This window comes from Lewinella sp. (assembly GCF_050633125.1).
GTDB lineage: Bacteria > Bacteroidota > Bacteroidia > Chitinophagales > Saprospiraceae > Lewinella.
In genome coordinates this window covers 1-3,740 of the sequence record NZ_JBOEFX010000064.1, presented here as the reverse complement: position 1 = coordinate 3,740, position 3,740 = coordinate 1, and the positions used below count along the sequence as shown (strand labels likewise).

At 42.1% G+C, this 3,740-nt stretch carries 2 protein-coding genes and 1 pseudogene; all 3 read right to left on the bottom strand.

The genetic code is table 11. From position 1 onward, the window contains the following. Window positions 1–647: 647 nt before the first annotated feature. A complete protein-coding gene (locus ACRBG0_RS14120) occupies window positions 648–1,544 on the bottom strand; it encodes a hypothetical protein (RefSeq protein WP_431487513.1) in 897 nt (298 codons plus the stop codon). An 11-nt stretch (window positions 1,545–1,555) separates the two neighbouring features. Beyond that, entirely contained in the window at window positions 1,556–3,010 is a 1,455-nt protein-coding gene (locus ACRBG0_RS14115; protein WP_431487514.1) for a M1 family metallopeptidase, read from the bottom strand. A 147-nt stretch (window positions 3,011–3,157) separates the two neighbouring features. After that, a pseudogene (locus ACRBG0_RS14110) lies at window positions 3,158–3,543 on the bottom strand (hypothetical protein); the annotation flags it as partial. Between the last annotated feature and the right edge of the window lie 197 nt (window positions 3,544–3,740).

The following is a 3,740-nucleotide window of genomic DNA, read 5'->3' as shown; positions in this document are numbered from 1 at the left end:
TCCAATAGCCCCAACCTCACGTAATCTTAAAATGCTTGAACAGCCATGCTTCGTCAAAGACAAAACACAGGCAATGAGCGCTTGAAAAAGCACCAACAATCAAACACCTAAAAGGCTCAAAAAGAGCGATTTAAGACTTCCAAACTTGTTCTAATTCAGTATTGTGTTGTCCAATAAGACAAAAGGTAAACGATGAGCACAAATAACAAACAGGCACTAAATGTACGATGCCTGAAAGTATTCACCTCATTACAAAACAGGTTTGATATATACCAAAACTGCTTATTCCGTAATAATAAAATTACTACAGGAGATCCTTAAACCACTAACAAGACGTTAGTATAGAAATGTGTTGTTCATTTAAGGGTTACTCCAGAGAGCATTCATAGTGATAATTAACTAATGTAAAGATATGCTATATATACAATAAGTGCAAGTCAAACAAATACAAAAAGCACTCCTCAATATTGAAATAAAATTAAATTTAAAGGTAACACGTTGATAAACAACACAAGAAGACCTAAAAGATGTAGATACATTAATATCAAAAAAAATAATAATACTTCTTACTATTGTCCGAAATCCCCTCACTATCTGTGATAAAAACGATATCTCGTATGTTCAAAAGTCGATTAGAGAGACTCAATCTATCGCATTAACGCAACAATACTCCCTTGATTAACCATCTTCATTGCATAGCGAACAAAGACAAACAACTGAGATAAAAGAAAAGTACCAATGATTGTACCCAAGGAAGAAATATCAAAAAGGCTGACCAAGAAATAATTCACCATAAACAGCACTAGTACCAAAACCATGTTAAGTAAGTAAAGAGGATAAGTTTTTGCGAAATGCCGAATTACAAAACGCCCACCTTCCCCTATCGACGACCAAATGAAGCGATTATTGTTTTTCACCAAAAACACCTTGGCGTAATCCTGCCACATCATAGGTAGCGCAGCTACCAACACGTACAAAGGCACCAACCAACTCAAGGACGAGGTGATGATCCCTTCGCTTTCCAAAGCTTGTGGCGAAAAACCTTTAACAACCTTAAAGTAAAGAAATCCAAAAACAACTAGTACCAGTCCGTGTATCAAGAGAAAGAAAACCGAAAGCCGTAACATCCGCCAGAAATACGTACCAGCTCCACTCCAAAATATACTGCGATATTCCAGTTGAGGCTGTCCCCACAATACTTTCACCAAGCCGCCAACTAAAAAGATCAACAACAGGTATTGTAAGCCAAGTAAGAGCACCGACTGATTGAGAACAGGTGTAAAACCAGCTCCATAACTCTGCATAAAGTCATTCAAAAAAGTATAGTCAAAGCCCTTCATCAAGTCTTTGACCATTAAGGAATTCCCTGCTTCTCCTAGCAATAAACTCCGAAACGGCAACGCTGCCAACAAGGCCAGCAGTAAGCTCACACCCCAAAACACCAAGCTTATCCACAAATGCCCTAAAGCAGCAGAAAAACCTTGTTTTAATGCCCCAATAACACTTACAGGATGTGCCTCCGTGACTGTATTTGAATTCGTCAAAATAATTTTATTTATACCAGGGTCGCCATACTCACCATCGTCGCCTGCAACCAGGTAAGTACGGCAGTAAAGTAACGTGAAATCCCGGTCTGCTCCGGTTCCAGCGTCAGACTGTTATTAATGAAATTCGTATCCAGGGGTATTTTTCTTGCCGGGTCAATTTCTACACTTACAATTTTATGTGGCCCAGTGTACGTCCACTCCATACTTCTTGCTTGACCATCCCATTGCTCCCATTTTTCTTCCCCGTTGGTGAAAATGATCTTTACTTCCTGAGGTACGATAAATTCCCCGTTGCGGAAAACAATAGCCTGTGATTCGTAGAGGCTGCTCTCCTGGATTGTCTCATTTATACAGTCTTCTGTATTTTCAAAGAAACCTACCGCCGCTGTTATTTCTTTGTTGATGATGTCGTGTACCGAATAATCACAGGCTTCAGTTCCGTAAATCAATTGATCTAAAAAAGAAGCTATTTCCGCTCGTTTGCTGTCACCTGCTACCTCACTAACTACCGCCAAGGTTTCGTCAATAAAAGCTTGTCGGCTAGGGTGCTTAAATTTCCACTCTTCAAAGTAGCGCTGCATTATTTTTTTCATCAACTCCTCCCCTACCAAACCTTCCAAAGTTCGTAGCCCCACTGCTGCTTTTCCATATACAATCTGCGCATAACTACCGTGTTTAAAGTGCCAACCAAAATCACTCAATGGGTTCACTTTTATGTTATCTGCATTGAGGAAACGACCACGACGCAATTCCTCCGACCCTACACGCATATTCATATAAGGCCAGGAGACCGTGCCTTCTGGATAATATTTATCTAGGATTTTTGCTTCAAAATAAGCTGTAAACCCTTCATCCAGCCAAGGTTCCTCTTGCTCATTGGTCGCCAGCATTTGCATAAAATACTGGTGAGTGAGTTCATGGATAACCAGCGTTTCTGTGGTTTTTATCCCGGCAGGCAGGTTACACAAGGTTGGTGCCGTAATCAGCGTCGGATACTCCATCGCTCCGGAATTGAGCCCATAAAACGGAGGGCTCACAATCGTCAATGTCGGATACGGATAAGGTGCCAGGTAATCAGCAAAAAAATCCAGGGTATGCTTGGCCGCTTCTAAGAAACGATGCTGGTTACACTGATGTTCTGGCCGAATGAGCAAACTGATTTTCGTATCTCGCCACTGGTCTGTAACTTCTACAAAACCAGGGTGCGATGTCCACGCAAAATCAATGACATCTTCTGCAAGGTAATGATGAATAGTGCGTCCTTCTTCTTCTTTTTTGTCTACCAAAAAACCACTGGCGCCTACGACATGGTCTTTCGGCACGTTAAGTTTCACATCATAAACCCCAAACTCTCCGAAATACTCTGTAGCGGGGTGATATTGGTGGCAATTCCATTGTCCCTCCTTGGCAAAGCGGGTACCCGCCGGTTCGTATACACCCAACTTGGGATACCATTGCACCATGAAGAAATAATCCTTGCTATAGCCCGTACGGATCATCAAGGGTGGGATTTGCGATTCCCAATCCATCTCTAGGGTATAAGTCTCGTAAGGCATTACCGGCACTTCCAAAAGCAAATCCAGCACCGTGTCATCATTGGTATTATCGNNACGTAACGCATACTGCCGCTGAGGTCATTCCCCTGCTCGTCCAGCACTTTTGTTACTTCCACCCAGCTCCAGATACATTCGGCAATCTCCTTTTGGTCTTTAGTCCTCGGGATGCGGCCACTCTCGGTAAAGAAGTCTGTTTTATTATTCTTCCAGGCATTGTAGTACATGTGGAAACGCATATTCCAGATCGTATCTGCCGAAGGATTTGTAAATACCAAGGTCTGCCGGGCATTCACTTTCTTAGCCTCCACATCCAGGTATACCTCCATCTCGTAGCTTGCCGTACGTGGCGACAGCGGTGTAGCAAAAGACTGCCCCCAAGCTTGTACACCTGAGATAAACCATAAAATCCCCCCCAGTACAAAAAAAATCCTGCTACTCATTCATTACGCTTTACACTAAAAAACAATCACCTCTTTTTTTCCTATGTGCCTATGTGGTGAAATCCCCACTAACACCCAGCAAAAATAATAAAAGCCCACTAAGGCCAATAAAGTTTTTGTGTAGCTCCACTTTGCCAGTATCTTTGGTCATCATTAGTTCTAGTCTACTATGCTGCGTTTGCTACTATTCTTTACTG

Coding starts and splice junctions, on each gene's coding strand:
- ACRBG0_RS14115 (WP_431487514.1), bottom strand. CDS start 3,010: ATGGTGCAATGGTATCCCAAGTTGGGTGTATACGAACCGGCGGGTACC.